General features: G+C 65.0%; 5 protein-coding genes and 1 pseudogene. All 6 read left to right on the top strand.

Going from position 1 to position 5,371, the window contains the following annotated elements; translation table 11 throughout:
* A pseudogene (locus Q1V78_RS08920) lies at positions 1-261 on the top strand (Dyp-type peroxidase domain-containing protein); the annotation flags it as partial.
* A 141-nt stretch (positions 262-402) separates the two neighbouring features.
* Positions 403-2,391: a threonine--tRNA ligase gene (gene thrS / locus Q1V78_RS08915; RefSeq protein WP_300613724.1), complete on the top strand. Its 1,989-nt coding sequence runs from the start codon at positions 403-405 to the stop codon at positions 2,389-2,391.
* Between the two features lie 160 nt (positions 2,392-2,551).
* On the top strand, positions 2,552-3,133 hold the full coding sequence (locus Q1V78_RS08910; RefSeq protein ID WP_300613722.1) for an HIT domain-containing protein: 582 nt from the start codon (positions 2,552-2,554) through the stop codon (positions 3,131-3,133).
* A gap of 64 nt (positions 3,134-3,197) precedes the next feature.
* The gene (gene pgsA, locus Q1V78_RS08905; RefSeq protein ID WP_300613716.1) at positions 3,198-3,842 is read left to right on the top strand and encodes a phosphatidylinositol phosphate synthase; all 645 of its coding nucleotides are present in this window, start codon (positions 3,198-3,200) and stop codon (positions 3,840-3,842) included.
* A gap of 3 nt (positions 3,843-3,845) precedes the next feature.
* A complete protein-coding gene (locus Q1V78_RS08900) occupies positions 3,846-4,787 on the top strand; it encodes a phosphatidylinositol mannoside acyltransferase (RefSeq protein ID WP_300613714.1) in 942 nt (313 codons plus the stop codon).
* 47 nt (positions 4,788-4,834) lie between these two features.
* Positions 4,835-5,371, top strand: a 537-nt coding sequence (locus Q1V78_RS08895) for a glycosyltransferase family 4 protein (RefSeq protein ID WP_300613720.1), incomplete at its 3' end; no start/stop codon positions are given.

Genomic DNA, 5,371 nt, shown 5'->3' with positions numbered 1-5,371 from the left:
GGCATTACGGCAGGGGAGGGCAAGCACATGCTGCGGCGCCCGTTCAACTGGGATGGCGAGGTCAATGAGCACGGCGATTCCGGCCTGATCTTCATCTGTTTCCAAGAGGACCCGGACACCTCCTTCACTCCGCTGCAGCACCGTCTCGCGGAGAACGACCGACTTAATCAGTGGATCACCCACACCGGCTCTGGGGTCTACTGGGTGCTGCCTGGCACCGAACCGGGCTCCTACTGGGGCCAGCAGATCCTCGAGGGGTAAACTGAAAGGTCGTTAGTGGCTGTCACCCGGTATGTGACCGCCCACGTCGTTGCTTGAAGGAGCATTTTCTTGAACTCTCCCGTTTCCGCACAGCCTGCCGTTAAGTTCCTCGTTCCGGCTGGCGAGACAGCCGGTGCGGCCATGCGCCCACTGGAGCTGCCGAATAAGGGGCCCGAGGCCATCGTCGTCGTGAAGGACCCGGAGGGTAACCTCCGCGACCTCGCGTGGGCCCCGGAGGTGGACACCGAGGTCACCGCGATTGCGTCCGATACGGAAGAGGGTCGCGGCGTGATCCGCCACTCCACCGCGCACGTTCTCGCCCAGGCTGTGCAGCGGGTTTTCCCAGGCACGAAGCTCGGCATTGGACCGGCCATCGATGGCGGTTTCTACTACGACTTCGACGTCGCGGAGCCCTTCACGCCCGAGGATCTGAAGAAGATCGAGCGGGAGATGAAGAAGATCATCAAGTCCGGCCAGCGTTTCGAGCGCAAGGCCTATGGCTCCAACGACGAGGCTCGCACCGAGTATGCAGCCGAGCCGTACAAGCTCGAGCTCATCGAGGACAAGGGCAACGTCGATCCGGACTCCGAGGAGGCCATGGAGGTCGGCGCAGGCGAGCTGACCGCCTACTCCAACGTCAACCCACGCACCGGCGAGGTCGAGTGGTACGACCTGTGCCGCGGCCCGCACGTGCCGACCACTCGCTACATCCCGGCCTTCGCGATCACCCGCTCCTCGGCGGCGTATTGGCGCGGCGACCAGGATAACGCGGGTCTCCAGCGCATCTACGGCACCGCCTGGGAATCCAAGGAGAAGCTCGCCGAGTACCAGCACATGCTGGAGGAGGCCGAGAAGCGCGACCACCGTCGCCTGGGCGCGGAGCTGGACCTGTTCAGCTTCCCCGACGAGGTGGGCTCCGGCTTCCCGGTGTTCCACCCGAACGGCGGCATCGTGCGCCTGGAGATGGAGGAGCACTCCCGCAAGCGCCACCTGGCCAGCGGCTACTCCTTCGTCAACACCCCGCACATCACGAAGGGCGACCTGTTCCAGAAGTCCGGTCACCTGGACTTCTACGCCGAGGGCATGTTCCCCCCGATGCAGCTTGATGGCGAGACCGACGAGGACGGCAATGTCACCAAGCCGGGGCAGGATTACTACGCCAAGCCGATGAACTGCCCGATGCACAACCTCATTTTCGCCTCCCGTGGCCGTAGCTACCGTGAGCTGCCGCTGCGACTCTTCGAGTTCGGCACCGTCTACCGCTACGAGAAGTCCGGCGTGGTGCACGGCCTGACCCGAGCCCGCGGCTTCACCCAGGACGACGCGCACATCTACTGCACCGAGGACCAGCTCGAGGACGAGCTGACGACGGTGCTGGAGTTCATCATCTCCCTGCTACGCGACTACGGCCTGGACGACTTCTACCTGGAGCTGTCCACGAAGGACCCGAAGAAGTTCGTCGGCACCGACGAGATCTGGGAGCGTTCCACCGAGATTCTGCAGCGCGTTGCTGAGAAGTCCGGCCTGGAGCTCGTTCCGGACCCGGCTGGTGCGGCCTTCTACGGGCCGAAGATCTCCGTTCAGGCTCGCGACGCCATCGGTCGTACCTGGCAGATGTCCACCGTGCAGCTGGACTTCAACCTGCCGGAGCGTTTCGACCTGGAGTACACCGCACCGGACGGCACCAAGAAGCGCCCGATCATGATCCACCGCGCGCTCTTCGGCTCCATCGAGCGCTTCTTCGGCGTGCTCCTGGAGCACCACGCCGGCGCATTCCCCGCCTGGCTGGCGCCGCACCAGGTCATGGGCATCCCGGTGGCCGAGGACTTCACCGAGTACCTGGAGGAATTCGTCGCCGATCTGCGTAAGGACGGCATCCGCGCCGAGGTGGACACCTCCGATGACCGCATGCAGAAGAAGATCCGCACCCACACCAAGGGCAAGATCCCGTTCATGCTGCTCGTCGGAGGACGGGACGTCGAGAAAGGTGCGGTCAGCTTCCGCTTCCACGACGGTACGCAGGTCAACGGTGTACCGCGCGAGGAGGCAGCGAAGGCGATCAAGGAATGGATCGGCCAGCGTCGCAACGAGCAGCCGACGAAGGAGCTCATCGCGTCGGAGCTGGGCTAGGCATCGCCGGGCGACAGTGAATAAAGGTAGGGGTGCCAGGATAGTGAGTTGCGATCCGAGCCAGGATCCCGCGGGCCGGTGTTCCACGGAACGAGGAGCCGCGGAGCCCGCGGGGACTGAGCTATCCGCCCAGGCGGCATCTGAGGCCAATGGCCGGGTCGTGGACACCGGGGTGGGCTCGCAGCCTGATCTCGCCGGTGGCCTGGACCGGCTCTGGGCGCCCTACCGCTCCGCCTACCTCGCCGATCGGCCGAAGAAGCCCGCCCAGGAGGGGACACAACGCCCCGAAGGCGGCGAGGAGAAGCCCGAGGACCCGTTCCTCGACCTGCCCAACCTTCCCGACGAGGAGGCGCTCATCGTCGCTCGCGGCAAGGAAGTCTTCTGCGTCCTCAACCTCTTTCCCTATAACCCCGGGCACATGATGGTGATCCCATACCGCCAGGTCGCCAACTACGAGGACCTGACAATGGCGGAACTCACTGAGCTGGCGACCTTCACCCAGCACGCGATCAAGACCCTGCGCTATGTCTCGGGGCCGGACGCCATCAACGTCGGCATGAATCTCGGCCGTCCGTCCGGGGGATCGGTGCCTACGCACCTGCACCAACACATAGTTCCCCGCTGGACTGGGGATACGAGTTTCATGACGGTGATCGCCGGCGCTAAAGTGCTACCGCAGACACTTCGCGATACCAGGGCCCTGCTCTCTCGGGCGTGGCGCGAGCTTGAGGACCAAAAATAGTGGATAATACCGGGCGTAGGGGACCCGTTCTAAGGACGATCGTGATGACTGAAAGGAAGGCTCAATGCTGAGCGAACACGCCCGTCGGCCTGCCTCCGTCATCATCGAGCCTATCGCCCGCACCCTTCAGAAAGCACACGTGAGCCCGAATGCGGTCACGCTCGGTGGGACTGTCGCCGCGGTGGTGCTCGCCCTGTGGCTGATCCCCACCGGCCATCACTTTGCCGCGGCCGTGCTGATCGGACTCACGACCGCGCTGGACATGGTCGACGGCACCATGGCCCGGATGTCGGGCGGTGGCACGAAATTCGGCGCCACTCTGGACGCCACCTGTGACCGGGTCACGGACGGCGCGATTTTCGGCGCCCTCGCTTTTTGGTTCGCCATGGACGCCGAGTCCCACCCGGTGCTGCTCGCTCTGACCCTTACGATTCTCGTCGCGGGACAGGTGACCAGCTATGTGAAGGCGCGAGCGGAGGCCAGCGACCTGCCCGTTGACGGCGGACTCATCGAGCGTCCGGAACGGCTCATCATCTCGTTGGTCGCCCTGGGCCTGTCCGGCCTGGGCGTGCCCTATGTTCTCCTGATCGGCCTGTGGCTGCTCGGCCTGGGGTCCGTATTCACGGTTGTCCAGCGCCTCGTTATGGCCTCCCGTTCGGAGGCATCTACCGAACACATCGCGGCGCCCGCGGGAGCACGGGAGTTTTAGCCCGTGACCAAGAAACTTTCCCTCCCCAGCGGCGAGGATCTCTCCGCGCTGGCGTATCAACTGGGCTGGGCGGCGACCAAGCGACTGCCGGAACCCGTCGCTGCCGTGCTTTTCGATCTGATCGCTGACGCTGCCTCGGGGCGGGGGAAGGGGCCTGAACAGCTGCGCCGCAACCTCTCCCGCGTCGTCGGCCCCGAGAACGTCACCCGTGACCTCGTGCGTCGCGCGATGCGCTCCTACCTGAGGTATTGGAAGGAGGCCTTCCGGCTGCCCAGCATGGTCAGTGATGATTTGGCCGCCACACTTGACCAGGGCTTCGGCTCTCCAGTCAGCAAGCAGCGCGTGGCGGAGGCCGTCGCGGAAGGTCGAGGGCTGATCCTGACGCTGCCGCATTCCGGGAACTGGGATATGGCCGGGGTGTGGCTGGTTCATACCCACGGCGGTTTCGCGACCGTCGCTGAAAGGCTGAAACCCGAATCGCTTTTCGAAGCTTTCGTCCACTACCGCAACCAGCTGGGCTTCGAGGTTCTACCGCTGACGGGTGGACAGCAACCGCCGATGGCCCGGCTCGAGGAGGTTCTCCGCGCGGGCGGTGTCGTGTGCCTGATGGGGGAGCGGGATCTCACCGGCCGGGGAATTCCCGTGGATTTCTTCGGCGAGCGCACCTCCATGCCCGCGGGGCCCGCAATGCTCGCCCAGAAAACCGGGGCAGCTCTGCACGTAGCGCACAGCTTCTTCGGCGCGGCGCCGGATCAGTGGGGCTTTTCCGTGGGGCCAAGGATCGATGCCGACCGCCCGCTTAGGGAAGTCGCGCAGGATATTGCGGATGGATTCGCGCAAAATATCGCTGCTCACCCCGCCGACTGGCATATGCTGCAGCCGCTGTTCTACGACGATTTGAGTGAGTCTCGCCGTGCTCGGCTCGCAGCGGGGGAGGCCCCGTGACCCAGGATCAAATCGCAGTGACTGGGGAGCGCCCCCTCAATATCGGAATGGTGTGCCCGTACTCCTTCGACGAACCCGGCGGGGTGCAGATCCACGCGATTGAACTCTGCGCCGAACTTCAGCGCCGTGGCCACCGCGTGAGCCTCATCGGCCCGGGTGAGCAGCGCGAGGGGCTGCCGGAGTTCTTGGAGTGCGGCGGTCCCAGCATCCCGATTCGCTACAACGGTTCCGTGGCCCGTTTGAGCTTTGGGCCGCGCGCGCGCCGCCACCTGCGCCGCTGGATCGCGCGGAATGATTTCGACGTGGTGCACATCCACGAGCCGAACTCGCCGTCCTATTCCATGCTCACACTCGCGGTCGCCGAGGGCCCCATGGTGGCGACCTATCACGCCTCGGCCAGTGGTTCGAAGATCCTGAAGCTCGCATTGCCGGCCTTGCGGCCATTTCTGGAGAAGATCCACGCCGGCATTGCTGTCTCTGAAGAGGCCCGGCGCTGGCAGGTGGAGATGCTCGCCGGCGACCCAGTGCTGATCCCCAACGGGGTGGATACCGGCGCCTATCGGGAAGCGGAGGCGCTTCCCGAG

This window comes from Corynebacterium sp. (assembly GCF_030152825.1).
In the GTDB taxonomy this organism is placed as follows: Bacteria; Actinomycetota; Actinomycetes; order Mycobacteriales; family Mycobacteriaceae; genus Corynebacterium.
This window is presented reverse-complemented; position numbering and strand designations above follow the sequence as displayed.

Coding starts and splice junctions, on each gene's coding strand:
- pgsA (WP_300613716.1), top strand. CDS start 3,198: ATGCTGAGCGAACACGCCCGTCGGCCTGCCTCCGTCATCATCGAGCCT.
- thrS (WP_300613724.1), top strand. CDS start 403: ATGCGCCCACTGGAGCTGCCGAATAAGGGGCCCGAGGCCATCGTCGTC.